Below are 15,540 nucleotides of genomic sequence, written 5' to 3'. Positions count from 1 at the left end.
CCCTACCGGCCTCGGCCCGGGGCGGGCTGTCCACCGCGGCCCGTGAGGATGTCCGGACCCCGGTCTACAGTGGTCGGATGATCTCATCCCAGGACCGTCCCGGCGCCGTCGCGCCCCTGCTCGACGACGCCCAGCTGCCCTTCGCCGGGCGCCCCTTCGACCGGGACGCGGTCGCCCGGGAGCACCGCGATCTCGTGGCTGAGGCGCTCGCCTCGCCCACCGCGCGGGTGCTCGTGCTGCGGGGCTCCCAGGCCCCCACGCGCGACGGCGCCCTGGTCCTCCCGCTCGTGGCGGAGGTCCCGGGACCCACGGATGATGCCGGCCGCCCGGACGTGTACCTGGGCCGCCTGGCGGACGGCACCCAGGTGATCCTGCGCACCTTCCCCGAGGACACCCAGCTGTCCGGTCTCGACGGTGCCCGGTGGGAGGGGCTGCGCACGCTGGCCACCGTGGTGGACCCCGAGCAGACGTCGTTGCTCGTCACGGCGCAGGCGGTGGCCTTGTGGCACCGCGACCACCCGCGGTGTCCTCGCTGCGGGGCGCTCACGCAGAGCATCCGCTCCGGGTGGGCCCGGCGCTGCCCCGAGGACGACTCGCTGCACTTCCCCCGCACGGATCCAGCGGTCATCGTGGCGGTGGTCGAGGACGGCCCGGACCCGGCATCGCCGCGCATCCTGCTGGGCCGCTCTGCGGCATGGGCCGGCAACATGTACTCCACGTTCGCAGGCTTCGTCGAGCCGGGGGAGTCCGCCGAGCAAGCGGTCGTGCGCGAGGTGGGCGAGGAGGCCGGGATCACGGTGGACACCGTGCAGTACCAGGGCTCTCAGCCGTGGCCGTTCCCCCGCTCCCTGATGCTGGGCTTTCGCGCCGTGGCCCACACGTCGGTGGCCGAGGCGGACGGCGAGGAGATCCTGGACGTCCGGTGGTTCACGCGCGAGCAGCTGCTCACGAGCACCCGCACCGGTGAGGTCACGCTGCCGGGGAGGGTGTCGATCGCGCACGCGCTGATCGTCAGCTGGCTGGGCGAGGACCTCCCGGGGACCGACTGGTGAGCGTGGAGCAGAGCGCCGAGGAGCGGATCCTCGGAGGCCTGGACCCGGAGCAGCGCGTGGTCGCGACCACACTGAACGGTCCGGTGTGCGTGCGCGCTGGAGCGGGCACCGGCAAGACGCGGGCCATCACCCACCGCATCGCGTGGGGCATCGCCTCGGGGGTCTATACCCCCCAGAAGACCCTGGCCCTGACCTTCACCGCGCGCGCCGCCAATGAGATGCGCCAGCGGCTGCGGGCTCTCGGGGCTCCCGGTGTGCAGGCCCGGACCTTCCACTCTGCCGCCCTGCGCCAGCTGCAGTACTTCTGGCCGCAGGCCGTGGGTGGGCCCCCGCCGGGGCTCGTGAACCACAAGGCGAGACTGATCACCGAGGCCGCCCAGGCCATGCGCCTGACCACGGACCGGGCGACCGTCCGGGACGTCGCGGCCGAGATCGAGTGGGCCAAGGTCTCCATGCACACCCCGGACACCTATCCGCAGGCGGCGGGCCAGCGGGACATGCCCGCGGGCTACGACGTCCGCACCATGCAGCGGCTCTACCAGTCCTACGAGGACCTCAAGGCGGACCGGCACCTGATCGACTTCGAGGACGTCCTGCTGATCACGGTGGGGATCCTGGAGGAGGACGAGCGGATCGCCGCGGCGGTGCACGCGCAGTACCGCCAGTTCGTGGTGGACGAGTACCAGGACGTCTCGCCCCTGCAGCAGCGGCTGCTGGACGCGTGGCTCGGCTCCCGGGACGATCTCTGCGTGGTGGGGGACGCCTCCCAGACCATCTACTCCTTCACGGGCGCCACGTCCCGGCACCTGCTGGAGTTCCCGTCCCGGTACCCCGGGGCGTCCGTGGTGGAGCTGATCCGCGACTACCGCTCCACCCCTCAGGTGGTCAACACCGCCAACCGGCTGCTGGCCGCGCGCCGCCCGTCCCTCACGTCCACCCCGGACACGTGGGCCACACCGCTGCGCCTGGTCTCCCAGCGCCCCGCGGGCCCCGAGCCCGCGTGGAACGAGTACCCGGACGACGAGGCCGAGGCCGCGGGCGTGGCCGTGCGGATCCAGGACCTGATCGACGACGGCGTGGCCCCGCACGAGATCGCCGTCCTGTTCCGCACCAACGGCCAGTCGCAGGCGTTCGAAGCCGCACTCGCGGATGCGAACATCGGTTTTCAGCTGCGTGGCTCCGAACGGTTCTTCAACCGGCCCGAGATCCGGCAGGCCATCGTGCAGATCCGTTCCGCCGCACGCACCGCGGGCGCGGACCGCGCGGACGTCCCCCAGCAGGTGCGGGACATGCTCGGTTCGCTCGGCTACACGGAGCGGGCCCCGCGCTCCGACAGTGCCACGCGCGCCAAGTGGGAGTCCCTGCGTGCACTCGTCTCGCTCGCGGACACCATGGCCCGCCGCGCCGTGGCGGACGGCGAGACGCTGTCGCTCGCCGGTTTCGCGCGGGAGATCGAACGCCGTGCGACCACCCAGGAGGCCCCGGTGGTGGACGGGGTCACGCTCGCGTCCCTGCACTCGGCTAAGGGCCTGGAGTGGGATGCCGTGTTCCTCGTGGGGCTCTCCGAGGGACTCATGCCCATCAGCTTCGCCGATACCCCGGATGCCATGGACGAGGAGCGCCGGCTGCTCTACGTGGGGATCACCCGCGCGCGGGAGCACCTCGTGCTCTCGTGGTCGCTGTCCCGGACCCCGGGCGGTCGGCCCAACCGGGCCCGGTCCCGTTTCCTCGACGCCGTGCTGCCCCCCGCGCCGCGCACCCCGGCACGACGCCGCGGCGGCCGCTAAGCGGGTGCGGCCGAGGCCCGGCCGGGACGACCGGTACCACCACCCGGTGACGCGCTGTGTGGTCGCAGCGCGGCGGGTGAGCGTGGACCGGGACCGGCCCGTGTGGCGTCGTCAGCTGCGCTCCGCGCTCGCCCAGAACTCGGTGGCCAGGCGGGCGAACTCGTCGGGCCGCTCGATCATGGGCCCGTGGCCGGTGTCGGGAAACCGGTGGCTGCGAGCCCCCAGGGCCTTCGCCCCACGGGCGAGGTGACGGAAGGGCAGCACGGTGTCCTTGTCGCCCCACATGATGAACACGGGAACACCGGTGGCCCGCACGCGGGGGAGCAGCCGGCGCCGCCAGGGCCGCTTCACACCCGCGATCGAGCCGATCGAGCGCAGCATCTGCAGCATGGCCTCGGAGCCGCCGGGGCGCTGCGCGAGCTCGTAGCCGCGTTCCACGCGCTCGGGCGTGGCCAGGGCGGGGTCGTGGTACATGGCCCGCTCGGAGCGCAGCGCACCCTTGCGGCTCGGTGCCAGTGCGCGCTCGCCCACCCCGGGCAGCGCCGCGAGACGCAGGGCCGGGCTCACGCCCCGTCCGAATCCTGCGGAGTCCACGAGCAGCAGGCTGCGCACGAGTTCCGGGTGGTCGGCGGTGAGCTGCATGGCCACGGCCCCGCCCAGGGAGTTGCCGGCCACGTGGGTCGGCGCAATGCCCTGGGCGCGCACGAACTCCGCCACGCGGGAGGCGAGATTCGAGAGGCTCATGCCCTCGGTGGGGACCTCGGAGCCACCGAAGCCGGGGAGGTCCACGCTGATCACACGGTGCCGCGCGGCCAGACGCTCGTGCTGCTCGTCCCAGTCGGCCAGGCTGCGTCCGATCCCGTGGATCAGCAGCACCGGGGTGCCCTCACCGGTCTCGCGCCAGCTCAGCCCGTTCCACATCTGCGTGCTCACGCGCCCACCCCCGAGGTGGTGCGGGCGGGCACCGTGAACTCCAGTTGCTCGTCCTTCTCGGCACCCGGACGGAACAGCACCCGGTCCCGCAGGTAGTTCTGCCGCACGTTCCATGCCCCGTCGCGGCCCTGGCGGGGCAGCAGGTGTGCGCCACGCTGGATGTAGCCGGAGGCCAGGTCGATGAGCGGGCGCAGCCCGGTGCGGGGGCCGGAGTACCGGGGCGTGACGGCCACGGCGCCCTCGCGGTCCATGCGGTCCAGCAGCCGCCGGAAGTACTCTGTGATCAGGTCCACGCGCAGGGTCCACGAGGAGTTCGTGTACCCGATGGCGAAGGCCATGTTGGGGACGCCGTCGAGCATCATGCCGCGGTAGCTCACGCGCGCGGCCGGATCCACGGTCTCCCCGTCCACCACGAGATCCATGTTCCCAAGAAACTGCACGTTGAGCCCCGTGGCGGTGACGATCACGTCCGCCGGGAGGTGACGGCCCGAGCGCAGCTGGATCCCGTCCGCGGTGAAGCGTTCGATGGTGTCCGTGACCACCTCGGCGTGCTCCCCGCGCACAGCCTTGAAGAAGTCGCCGTCCGGTGCCGCGCACAGCCGCTGGTCCCACGGGTCGTACTCGGGGGTGAAGTGCTCGTCGACCGGGAAGGTGGGGCCCAGGTGCTTCACAGCCCCGCGGTGCAGCAGGTCCCGCATGGCCTGCGGTCGGCGGCGGCTGAACTCGTAGATGGCCATGGAGCGCACGATGTTGCGCCAGCGGTTGGCCTCCCCGGCCACGCGCGGCGGCAGCCACTTGCGCAGCTTGATGCCAGTCTCGTCCCTGCCGGGCACGGAGGCCACGTAGGACGGGGAGCGCTGCAGCATGCTCACGTGAGCGCCGCGGTCCGTGAGCGCGGGCACGAGGGTCACGGCGGTGGCGCCGCTGCCGATCACGACCACGCGACGGCCCGCCACGTCCAGGTCCTCCGGCCAGTGCTGCGGGTGGACCACGGTCCCCTCGAACTCGGACAGCGTGGGCCAGTCGGGGGTGAAGCCCTCGTCGTAGCGGTAGTAGCCCGTGGCCATGAACAGCCACCGGCCGGTGAGCTGCTCGGCCCCGCCCGTGTGGACGTCGCGGTGCGTGACGGTCCATGTGTGGGTTTCGGAGGACCACCGTGCCTGCTCGGCGCGCCGCCCGAACCGGATGTCCTTCGTGACGTCGGCCTCCTCGGCCGCCGCGTGGACGTAGTCGAGGATGGTGTCCCCAGTGGCCAGGCTGCGCTCTCCTGTCCAGGGGTGGCTGCGGTAGCCGAAGGTGGCCATGTCCGAGTCAGAGCGGATACCCGGGTACCTGAAGAGGTCCCACGTGCCGCCCATGTCCTCGCGCGCCTCGAGGATGCGGACGGTGCGGCCGGTGCCGGCGAGCTCCCGAGCGGCGCCGATGCCGGAGATCCCGGCACCGATGATGATCACGTCGACATCCTGAGTGTCCATGTGGTTCTCCAACTTCCTTGCGGTCTCGCGCCCCGGTCGGATCCGGGTGGTGCCGCCGGTGCCCGACGGCGTTCCCGACGGGTACCGGCTCCGAAACCTCGCGGCGACGTGGCCGCTTCCAGTTCCCTGCACGCAGGCCGTGCGCCGGGAGGGGCCCGGGGCGGCAGCGGTCCGTGCCGGTGCACACTAACGCGTGTTAGCTTGATGGTTGTCGAGTGTAACAGCTCACATTCGTGGGGCATCAGGGCTCGGCGGCGGTGGGCCACTCGCTACCATGTGGCCACCGACCTCCAGGGAGAACTCACGAGCATGCACCGGCACCCCACCCCCGCACGGCGGGCCACGAGCGCCGACGTGGCACGGCTGGCCGGGGTCTCCCGCACCACCGTGAGCTTCGTGCTCAACGACACCCCCTCGCAGTCCATCTCCGCGGGCACCCGACGCCGCGTGCTCGACGCCGCTCGGGAGCTCTCCTACGCGCCCTCGGCGGAGGCGCGGGCACTCGGCCGGGGCCGCTCCACCTCCGTGCTGCTATACCTCCCGCCGGCGGGGTCCCTCACCGAGGACATCGGGGTGATCGTGGAGCGGCTCTCGGTGCTGTTCTCCGAGGTGGGGCTGTCCATGGTGATCCATGCGTGGACCCGCCGCCCCGCCGCCCAGGTCTGGTCCTCCGTGACGCCGGCCGCCGTGCTCGCGTGGGACCTCGCGGAGGACGACGCCGAGCGCATGCGTCGAAGTGGCGTGCGCGGCGTCGTCTCCTGGACCGGTTCGGACGACATGGGGCGGTGGATCACGGGTCTCCGTGAGCGGGACATCGCCAGGGTGCAGGTGCAGCGGCTCGTGGCCGCGGGCCATACGCACCTGGGCTATGCGATCACGGGCGGGGAGCACATGCACGGCGTCTCCCAGTGGCGCTTCGAGGTGCTGCAGCGCGAGTGCGCGGCCCGTGGCCTGCCTCGCCCGAGCGCTCTTCCCCTTCCTGCGGATCCCCGCGGGGCGGCCGATGTGCTGCTGCAGTGGCGCGAACGGCACCCGGGGGCGTCCGGGGTGTGCGCCCACGACACCACCGCCGCGCTCGCCGTGCTCTGCGGGATGCGGCGGCTCGGCTGGAAAGCGCCCGCGGACCTCGCGATCGTGGGGGTCAACGACTCCCCGGCGGCGGCGCTGGCCGACCCTCCGCTGACCATGGTGGCGCTGGACCCGGAGGTCACGGCCCGGCACATCGTGGCCGTGATCAACGCCCTGGTGCGGGACGAGCCCGCGCCCTCGCCCCCGGACACGGCGGGGGCCTTCACGGTGGACCGCGACTCCGTCTGAGCGGGCACGGATGGTACGGCGGACTCCGCACGCACGGTTCACAGCCCGGTGAACGCGAGGGAGCACAGGCACCTCGGATCCGGGGCCAAAGGCAGAACCGTCAGCCCCCGGCGCAGCACGAGGCACGCGTCCGGACCGTCAGGTGACTGCGTTCCGGACGGGGGCCGGGCCGGCGGTGGGCCGGACGGTGCCGTTCCGGTGCCGGCAGGTGGCACGTCCGGGGGAGCGTCGTGTGGCGGGTCGGACGGTGCCGCCCGCGGAGCGGCGTCGTCCCGCAGCACGTGGGACAGCAGGCGACCCGCGATCTCCCCGGTGGCCACCGTGCGCGTCAGCACGGCCACCGTCCCGTCCTGACGCGGAAGCAGAGGCTCGCCGGGCGTGGGTGGGGACCCACGGAACGCGCGTCGCGCTTCACGGACCGCACTCGCCACACAGGCCCGGCACGGGCGATGCGCCCAGTCGGTGAGGGGCCAGACAACCACGTACCCGCCGTCGCGGACCACGCTCAGGGTGGGCAGCGCCGGGTCCAGGTCCGGGGAGGGAGCCGTGGCGAGGTCCGCCACGAGATCACCGGGCACGGACCACGTGTGGAGCACCACGGCCGTGGGCACCGCCGCCGACGGGAAGAGCTCGGGTGCGCTGAGCGGGGCGCAGCGCGGGGATCTGCGCCGCAGCAGGGTCCTCAGCACCAGTTCACGTGGCTGGCCCTGGAACTCCGCGGGATACGGGCCGTGGCGGACGTCCGCGGTCCCGACGGGTGCAGGATCCCGGACGTTGAGCAGGCAGACCCCGGCCTCCGCGAGCGCGAGGCACACGGCGGCGGTGAGGGGGTCGAGCCCGAGCGCGAGAACGCGCAGCTCGTCGAGCGCCGGGGGAACGCAGGGTTCCTCGGGGGCGGTTGGGCAACGGTGGGTCATGGCACCAGGGTTGCCGAAGCGGGGCGCTCCCGCGGCCGGCGCGGGGCAATCCACAGGACGGGTGCCGCGGGCATCGTGCTCCCCTTCTGCGTCCCGGTTCGTGCCCCGCCCGGGCGGGGTGGTGAACTGGGGGCATGCCCCCACCACGAGCCAGAATCGTCGAACCACCGGAGGAGATGCCGGAGATCGTCGTCAAGCGCAGTGCCCGCCGCACCAAGACCGTCAACGCCCACTTCAGCGGGGATGCCGTGGTGCTCTCGGTGCCGCAACGGGCCACCCGTGCCCAGATCGCGCATTGGAGTGCAACTCTCGTTCCCAGGGTCGTGGCCAAGCGGCGCGCGGCGGAGGCGGCCTCGCGCACGCGGCACTCCGACACGGCGCTGGAGGAGATGGCGCAGCGGCTGTCCCGGACCTACCTGGAGGGTCGTGCCCGGCCCACGAGCATCACGTGGTCCGCCCGCCAGCACACACGGTGGGGCTCGGCGACCCCCGCCACGGGTGCCATACGGATCTCACGGCGACTCGCGGACGCGCCCGAGTGGGTTCTGGAGACCGTGGTGCTGCATGAGCTCGTGCACCTGCTCGAGGCTCACCACAACGAGCGGTTCTGGGAGATGGCACGGCGCCACCCCAGGGCGCACGACGCCGACCAGTTCCTGGACGGCGCCGCGTGGGCGGAGCGGAACCCCGCGCAGGTCACGGGCCGGGAGTGAGGCACCCGAGAGGCCAGCCCGGCGAGCCGGGTCGGCGAGGGGCCGGTACGAGGTCCGCACGAGTCTCGGTGCGAGTGGCTCCGGGCCGTTCGTACGGGCCCGGCCGCGAACCCTGAAGTCCGTACGACGGGCCTACTACACGGAGGCCCAGCCGCCCACGATCAGTCCTCGTCCCGCGTGGTGTCGGGATCGTCCTGGTCGTCGTCGCCGGCAGTGCCCGTGCTCTCACCCGGCTCGCGTCCAGGCGACGTCTCCCCGGACGCACCCTGCTCCGCGTCCGCGGAGGCCTGGCCGGTGGAACTCGCGCCCCCCGGGGCCTGCCGGCCGTCCTCGTACCCGCCGGCCAGCAGCTTCTCCAGGGCGGCGTCCATCTCCTCGTCGCTGGCCGTGAGCAGCCCGCGGCGCTCCTCGAAGCCCTGGGGATCGTCGAGGTCCTCGTTGGTGGGCAGCAGCTCGGGGGACTCCCAGAGGCTGTCGCGCTCGGTGATCCCGCGCTGTTCCTCCACGTAGCCCCAGAAGGTCGCTGCCTCACGCAATCGGCGGGGGCGCAGTTCGAGACCCACGAGGGAACCGAAGGTGCGCTCGGCGGGCCCGCCCTCGGCGCGGCGTCGGGCCATCATCTCGGTGAGGGCGGCGGCGGAGGGGATGTTGGCGGTGGAGGCCACGGTGACGCGGTTGACCCAACCCTCCACGAGCGCGAGGACCGTCTCGAGCTTGGCGAGTGTGGCCTCCTGGCGCGGGGTCATCTCGGGGCTGAACACGCCGGAGGCCAGCGCGTCCTGGATGCCCGAGGGGTCGGAGGGGTCGAGTTCCTGGGCGATGGACTCGATCCGGTCCATGTCGATGTGGATCTCGGACGCGAACGCCGTGATCAGGTCCAGCACGTACTGGCGCAACCACGGCACACCGTGGAACAAACGCGTGTGGGCGGCCTCGCGGATGGCCACGTACAGCATCACGTCCGAGGCCGGCAGGTCCAGCCCCTCGCTGAACTCGGCCACGTTGGACGGCACGAGCGCGCAGCGGTCCTTGGCCAGGGGGATGCCCACGTCCGTGGAGGACAGCACCTCGCACGAGAGCGCACCCACGGCCTGTCCCAGCTGCATCCCGAACATCATGGAGCCCGCGCCGGAGAGCATCCCGGACAGGTCCGCCCCGCCCATGGCCTGGGAGAGCTCGGGGGGCAACTGCTGGGTCAGGGCGTCGGACATGGCCTTGGACACGGAGGTGGCCACCGGGGTGGTCATCTCCTTCCAGGTCTCCCACGTGGCCTCGATCCACTCGGCGCGCGCCCACGCGGACGGCAGCACGGGGGCTTCGCCGAACGCGGTGTTGTCCGTGAGCCACAGGTCCGCGAGCTTCATGGCATCGTTCACGGCGCCCTTCTGCTTCGCCGAGACGGACGCGTCGCCCTTCTGCGCGGCCACCTGACGGGCGTGCTGGTTGGCGAGCTCCCAGTTGATGGGCTCCCCCGAGGAGGTCGAACTCATCATGGACTGGATCTGCTGGAACATCATGGACATGGCCTGCGGGTCCACGGGCATACCGGCCGACATGTCACCGGGCTTCATGTTCCCGGACCCCAGCAGACGCTCGAACATCTCCTGGAACGGGTCCTTGGGGTTCTCGCCGTTCTCGTCGTTCGGAGGGTTCGAAGGCATGGGACCGCCAATCGTCGTGGAGGATCTAGGACTGCTCAAACCCTAGCCGTCCGCCCCGGGCCCGAACCACCGCGTGCGCGCCCAGTTCGCTGATGGCTCAGGTATCCTCCGGGCGCCCGTTCACCGGGAGCGGGCGACGCCGCCGTCCCCGGCCGTGCGGCGTCTTCGAACCTTCCACGAGGGCGTGCGACGTACGCCCCAGACGGTGTGCGCGGGACCTTCCCAGGGTGGGCCGAGTACGCTGGGACGGTCCTGGAGGCCGTGGAGAGGAAGCGACGTGACGGGTGAGCAGAAGGGGGCGCGGCGCGGATTCCTCCGCCGCCGGTCGTTGCCGTCGGTCGCGCTCGCGGGGACCACGGTGCTGCTGCTCGCGGGCGTGGTGCTGCCCGCGCCGTACGTCGTGGAATCCGCCGGACCCACGTTCAACACCGTGGGCAGCCACGACGACAAGCAGCTCGTCAAGATCACGGGCGCCCCGACCTACCCGAGCGACGGCCGGTTGGACCTGACCACCGTGTACGTCACGGGCGGACCCTCCGGGCGGCTCAACTCCATCAACGCGCTGCTGGGCTGGTTGGATCCCTCCGATGCCGTGATCCCGGAGGACACCCTTTACCCGCCGGACACCACGGGCCAGCAGGTGGACGAGTCCAACGCCGCGGCCATGGTCACCTCCCAGGAGGACTCCGTGGCGGCCGCGCTGAACCACCTGGGCAAGCCGTTCACAACCACCCTGACCGTGCACGCCGTGATCCCCGGCGGCGCCGCGGACGGTGTCCTGCGGGCCGAGGACCGGATCCTCTCCGTGAACGGCACGCAAGTCACCTCGCTCGAGCTGTTGCGCGAGCAACTCGACGCCGCGGGGGAGCGGGGAGCGGACGTCGTCGTGCGCCGGGACGGCAGGACGGTCACCGAACACGTGAAGCTGACCCGGGACGAGGACTCGCAGCGGTGGCAGCTCGGCGTGTACCTCGTACCGAAATACGAGTTCCCCGTGGACGTGGACTTCCAACTGGACCAGGTGGGTGGACCCAGCGCCGGGATGATGTTCGCGCTGGGGATCATCGAGGAACTGACCCCCGGATCGATGGCGGGCGACGAACACATCGCGGGTACCGGAACGATCTCGGTGGACGGGAATGTCGGTCCCATCGGCGGGATCCGACAGAAATTGCAGGGCGCAGCGGAGTCCGGTGCCACGTACTTCCTGGCCCCCTCGGACAATTGCGGTGAGGTGGCCGGGCACGTCCCGGATGGTCTCACGGTGATCGAGGTGAAGACACTGGGAGATGCTGTGGAAGGGGTCGAAAAAGCGGCGTCCGGATCGGTCGTGGAGCTGCCTTCCTGCGGCACCCGGTGACATCCCGAGGCGGTGAAATTGCATGCCGCGACGGGGGCCAGCACAATAGGGTGGACACTGATCATTGACAGATCATCATCCGTGCCCAGGGAATTCAGAGGTATTCAGTGACCGCCGGATCCACATCCCCACGTCCATCCAGCGAGTCCGCAGCGGGCCGCAAGAAACACGGGGCCCTGTTGCCCACGGTGATCGCGGTGGTGGTCCTCATCGCCCTGTTCGTGGGGTTCACCCAGGTCTACACGAACATCCTCTGGTTCGAGCAGCTCGGCTACCTGCGGGTGTTCGTCACCCGTAACCTCGCGATGATCGGTCTGTTCATCATCTCCGCCGTGATCGTGGCCACGCTCATATTCCTGAGCCTGTGGCTCGCGTACCGCAACCGCCCCCGGGACACCGGCCAGGTCAGCGACAACATGCAGAAGTACCAGCAGGCGCTGGACCCCGTGCGCAAGATCGTCATGGTGGCCGTGCCGGTGATCTTCGGACTGTTCGCCGCCTCCACGATCACGTCCCAGTGGCAGACCGTGCTGCTGTTCTTCAACCAGGAACCCTTCGGGCAGACCGACCCCCAGTTCGACCTGGACCTGGGCTTCTACGTGTTCACCCTCCCGTTCCTGCGGCTGCTGATCGGCTTCCTGGTCACCGCCCTGCTGCTCGCCGGTGTGGCCGGGCTGCTCATGCACTACGTCTACGGCGGGATCCGCATCCATGAACGCGGGATCGCCACGACCCGTTCCTCCCGCGTGCACCTGGGCTCCATCGTGGCCGCGTTCCTCGCGCTGCAGGCCGTGAACTTCTGGCTGGACCGCTACGCGACCCTGACCTCCAACTCGGGCAAGTGGACAGGTGCGCTGTACACCGACGTCAACGCCGTGATCCCCACCAAGGGCATCCTGGCGATCGCCGCCGTCCTGGTGGCCATCCTGTTCGTGGTGGCCGGGTTCATCGGCCGTTGGAAGCTGCCTCTGATCGGTGCCGCAATGCTCGTGGTCGTGGCCGTGGTGGCCGGTGGGCTCTACCCGTGGGCCATCCAGCGCTTCCAGGTGACCCCCACGGAGCAGGCGCTCGAGAACGAGTACATCCAGCGCAACATCACCATGACCCGGCAGGCCTACGGTCTGGACAACACCGAGGTCACCCCGTACGACGCCACGACCCAGACCGAACAGGGTGCGCTGCGCCAGGACACGGAGACCACCTCCAACATCCGTCTGCTGGACCCCAACGTGGTCTCCTCCGCGTTCGCCCAGCTGCAGCAGTTCCGGCCGTACTACCAGTTCTCCGACATGCTCAACGTGGACCGCTACAGGATCGACGGGCAGACCCAGGACACGGTCATCGCGACCCGTGAACTGAACCCGGACCAGATCCAGGGCTGGTACAACCAGTCGGTGGTCTACACCCACGGCTACGGCGTGGTGGCCGCGTACGGCTCCCGCGTGCAGTCGGACGGCAAGCCCCAATTCATGCAGGCCGGGATCCCGTCCCGCGGTGAGATCTCCAACGACTACGAGCCGCGGATCTACTTCGGGAAGAACTCGCCCGAGTACTCGATCGTGGGTGGCTCCCCTGAGGACCCGCCGCTCGAGCTGGACCGCCCCCAGACCAATGACGGGGACGCCCAGGACGCCAAGACCACGTTCGCCGGCAATGGCGGCCCCACCGTGGGCAACTGGTTTAACAAGCTGTCCTACTCCATCAAGTTCCAGTCCACGGACATGCTGCTCTCGGACGCGGTGCGCCCGGAGTCCCAGATCCTCTACGACCGCAACCCGCGTGAGCGGGTGGAGAAGGTGGCCCCCTACCTCACGGTGGACGGCAACCCGTACCCGGCGATCGTGGACAACAAGGTCGTGTGGATCGTGGACGCCTACACCACGGCGGCGTCCTACCCGTACTCCACGCCGTCCGTGCTCCAGGACGCCACCCAGGACACCCAGACCGCGCAGGGCACCGCCGCTGCGTTGCCGCCCGAGCGTGTGAACTACATCCGTAACTCGGTCAAGGCCACGGTCAACGCCTACGACGGTTCCGTGGATCTCTACGCGTGGGACGACCAGGACCCCGTCCTGAAGTCGTGGCAGAAGGTCTTCCCGAACACGCTCAAGCCGTACTCGGAGATGTCCGCGGACCTCATGGCCCATGTGCGCTACCCCGAAGACATGTTCAAGGTCCAGCGTGAGCTGCTCAACCGCTACCACGTCACGGACGCGAACAGCTTCTACGCGAGCGACGACGTGTGGTCCGTGCCCAACGACCCCACCCAGCAGAACCAGGACGTCCCGCAGCCGCCGTACTACCTCTCCATGCGCATGCCGGGTGAGGACAAGGCGAACTTCTCGCTCACCTCGTCCTTCATCCCGCAGCAGAACGAGTCCGGCAATACCCGTAACGTGATGTACGGGTACCTCTCCGCCAACGCGGACGCCGGGACGGGTGAGGACGGCGTCAAGAGCGAGGACTACGGCAAGCTGAGGCTGCTCGAACTGCCGCGCTCCTCTGTGGTGCCCGGTCCGGGCCAGGCGCAGAACCTGTTCAACTCGGACACGGATGTGTCCCAGGAGCTGAACCTGCTGCGTCAGGGTGCGTCCGAGGTCATCAACGGCAACCTGCTGACACTGCCCGCGGGCGGGGGCATGCTCTACGTCCAGCCCGTGTACGTGCAGTCCTCCGGCGATGCCGCCTACCCCACCCTGCGCCGCGTCCTCGTGGGCTTCGGTGAGAAGGTCGGATTCGCCCCCACGCTCGACGGCGCTCTGGATGAGGTTTTCAGCGGTAACTCCGGTGCCACCACGGACACCGGGGCCGGCGTGAACGACCAGGCCGCGGAGGCCGCCCAGGGCGGCGGCGGGCGCACCGGCGCGGTGGACGACGGCGCGTCGGCCAGCCCCTCGCCGCAGCCCTCCGGGACCCCGTCGCCGCGCTCCACGTCCCTGCAGCAGGCTCTGGACAACGCCAACCAGGCCATGCAGGAAGCGGATCGAGCACGCCGGGACGGTGACTGGACGCAGTACGGCGAGGCCCAGGACCGGCTGAAGCAGGCCATCGACGAGGCCATGCGTCAGGACGGCGCCACCCCGTAATCCAGGGGAGACGCCCGAAGGGCGGTGATCGGGTTCTCCCGGTCACCGCCCTTCGCTATCACCGTCCCCCCTTGTCGCCGCCCCTGTCCTCACCGCCCCTCGCCATCGGGGCGCTGTCCCGTGCGGATCCGCGCCGGGGGACACCCGATTTGCACGATCCGTTCACCCTCCGTATAGTTGAGGACGTCGCCGCGGGGTGGAGCAGTTCGGTAGCTCGCTGGGCTCATAACCCAGAGGTCGCAAGTTCAAATCTTGCCCCCGCAACCACGAAGAAGCCCGGTTTCCCAGGAAACCGGGCTTCTGGCATGTCCGGACACATGTCCGGGGTTACTTCGCGACAAGCAGTGGAGCAAACGCAGCAGGCGATGCCGCGTTTGCTCCACGTCAGCTCACGCCGGGGGTGTCTGCTCAGCCGCGGGATGACGCCCTGAATGCTGCGGCCACCACACCGGCAGCCCCGGAAGTGACTCAGACTTCCTCGGAGGACACAATCTTCTCGCCGTCCTTGGTGGCGTTGCCGGCCTTGAGCGCCGCGAGCCGCGCCTCGATCTCGGTTTGCTGACCCATGTCCTCGAGCGCCTCGAACTGGCGGTCCAGGGAGGAATCGGCGAGCTCCTGCTGGCCGGCCACGCGAGCCTCCTCGCGGCGGATCTTGTCCTCGAACCGGGAGACCTCGCTCGTGGGGTCCATGACGTCGAACGCCTTGAGGGAGTCCTGCACCTGCGCCTGGGCCTGGACGGTCTTCTGGCGAGCGGCCAGCTCGTCACGCTTGGCGGAGAGCTCCTGGAGCTTACCACGCATGGTGTTGAGCCCGTCCTTGAGCTTCTCCACGATCTCGGTCTGGGACGCGATCTGGGGTTCGACCCCGCGGGCCTCGCTCTCGGACTGGATCTGACGTTGCAGCGCGACCTTGGCGAGGTTGTCGAACTTCTGGGCCTCGCTCTCCTTGCCCGACGAACGGAACTCTTCCGCCTTGTTGGACGCGGCCAGTGCCTTGTTGCCCCACTGGGCGGCCTCCTGGACGTCCTCGGCGTGGTCCTTCTCGAGCAAGCGGAGGTTACCGATGGTCTGGGCCACGGCGGACTCCGCCTCGCGGATGTTCTCGGTGTAGTCGCGGACCATCTGATCCAGCATCTTCTGGGGGTCCTCCGCGGAATCGATCATCGCGTTGATGTTCGCCTTGGCCAGCTGAGCGATCCGCCCGAAAATGGACTGTTTGGACATGGTGTTCTCCTCTTC

At 70.3% G+C, this 15,540-nt stretch carries 11 protein-coding genes and 1 tRNA gene; 7 read left to right on the top strand and 5 right to left on the bottom strand.

Annotation, left to right across the window (positions count from 1 at the left end):
- Positions 1-77 precede the first annotated feature (77 nt).
- Positions 78-1,052 (top strand): NAD(+) diphosphatase, encoded by a 975-nt coding sequence (gene nudC, locus RF650_RS04060; RefSeq protein ID WP_131332613.1) that lies wholly within the window; start codon positions 78-80, stop codon positions 1,050-1,052.
- Complete coding sequence (locus RF650_RS04055) at positions 1,049-2,839, top strand: ATP-dependent helicase (protein ID WP_368814131.1); 1,791 nt, start codon at positions 1,049-1,051, stop codon at positions 2,837-2,839. The genes nudC and RF650_RS04055 overlap by 4 nt, the downstream gene beginning before the upstream one ends.
- 111 nt (positions 2,840-2,950) lie before the next feature.
- On the opposite strand, the gene RF650_RS04050 is transcribed toward RF650_RS04055, so the two are convergent.
- Together RF650_RS04050 and RF650_RS04045 are read right to left on the bottom strand one after the other, a co-directional pair.
- Positions 2,951-3,772, bottom strand: coding sequence for an alpha/beta fold hydrolase (locus tag RF650_RS04050; RefSeq protein WP_207387885.1), 822 nt, complete (start codon positions 3,770-3,772; stop codon positions 2,951-2,953).
- Positions 3,769-5,247, bottom strand: coding sequence for an NAD(P)/FAD-dependent oxidoreductase (locus tag RF650_RS04045; RefSeq protein WP_144930622.1), 1,479 nt, complete (start codon positions 5,245-5,247; stop codon positions 3,769-3,771). Before RF650_RS04045 ends, RF650_RS04050 begins: the two co-directional genes overlap by 4 nt.
- Positions 5,248-5,523: 276 nt before the next feature.
- Here RF650_RS04045 and RF650_RS04040 point away from each other — a divergent pair, with 276 nt between their 5' ends.
- Positions 5,524-6,564, top strand: coding sequence for a LacI family DNA-binding transcriptional regulator (locus tag RF650_RS04040; RefSeq protein WP_368814130.1), 1,041 nt, complete (start codon positions 5,524-5,526; stop codon positions 6,562-6,564).
- Between the two features lie 38 nt (positions 6,565-6,602).
- Here RF650_RS04040 and RF650_RS04035 read toward each other — a convergent pair whose 3' ends face one another.
- A complete protein-coding gene (locus RF650_RS04035; protein WP_368814129.1) occupies positions 6,603-7,481 on the bottom strand; it encodes a hypothetical protein in 879 nt (292 codons plus the stop codon).
- A gap of 134 nt (positions 7,482-7,615) precedes the next feature.
- Here RF650_RS04035 and RF650_RS04030 point away from each other — a divergent pair, with 134 nt between their 5' ends.
- Positions 7,616-8,194 (top strand): M48 family metallopeptidase, encoded by a 579-nt coding sequence (locus RF650_RS04030; protein ID WP_368814128.1) that lies wholly within the window; start codon positions 7,616-7,618, stop codon positions 8,192-8,194.
- Positions 8,195-8,355: 161 nt separating this feature from the next.
- Here the strand turns inward: RF650_RS04030 and RF650_RS04025 are convergent, their stop codons facing one another.
- A complete protein-coding gene (locus tag RF650_RS04025) occupies positions 8,356-9,855 on the bottom strand; it encodes a zinc-dependent metalloprotease (protein WP_368814127.1) in 1,500 nt (499 codons plus the stop codon).
- A 277-nt stretch (positions 9,856-10,132) separates the two neighbouring features.
- On the opposite strand from RF650_RS04025, the gene RF650_RS04020 reads away from it, so the two are divergent.
- From RF650_RS04020 to RF650_RS04010, 3 genes are all read left to right on the top strand, one after another.
- Positions 10,133-11,215, top strand: a complete 1,083-nt coding sequence (locus RF650_RS04020; protein WP_368814126.1) for a PDZ domain-containing protein — start codon at positions 10,133-10,135, stop codon at positions 11,213-11,215.
- A 107-nt stretch (positions 11,216-11,322) separates the two neighbouring features.
- Positions 11,323-14,301 carry a UPF0182 family protein gene (locus RF650_RS04015; protein ID WP_368814125.1) on the top strand — a complete coding sequence of 993 codons (2,979 nt, stop codon included), beginning with the start codon at positions 11,323-11,325 and terminating at the stop codon, positions 14,299-14,301.
- 190 nt (positions 14,302-14,491) lie between these two features.
- Positions 14,492-14,568, top strand: a tRNA-Met gene (locus tag RF650_RS04010).
- Between the two features lie 201 nt (positions 14,569-14,769).
- On the opposite strand, the gene RF650_RS04005 is transcribed toward RF650_RS04010, so the two are convergent.
- Complete coding sequence (locus RF650_RS04005; protein ID WP_368814124.1) at positions 14,770-15,525, bottom strand: PspA/IM30 family protein; 756 nt, start codon at positions 15,523-15,525, stop codon at positions 14,770-14,772.
- Between the last annotated feature and the right edge of the window lie 15 nt (positions 15,526-15,540).

It is taken from the genome of Kocuria sp. CPCC 205297 (genome assembly GCF_040981035.1).
Lineage (GTDB): Bacteria > Actinomycetota > Actinomycetes > Actinomycetales > Micrococcaceae > Kocuria > Kocuria marina.
This window is presented reverse-complemented; position numbering and strand designations above follow the sequence as displayed.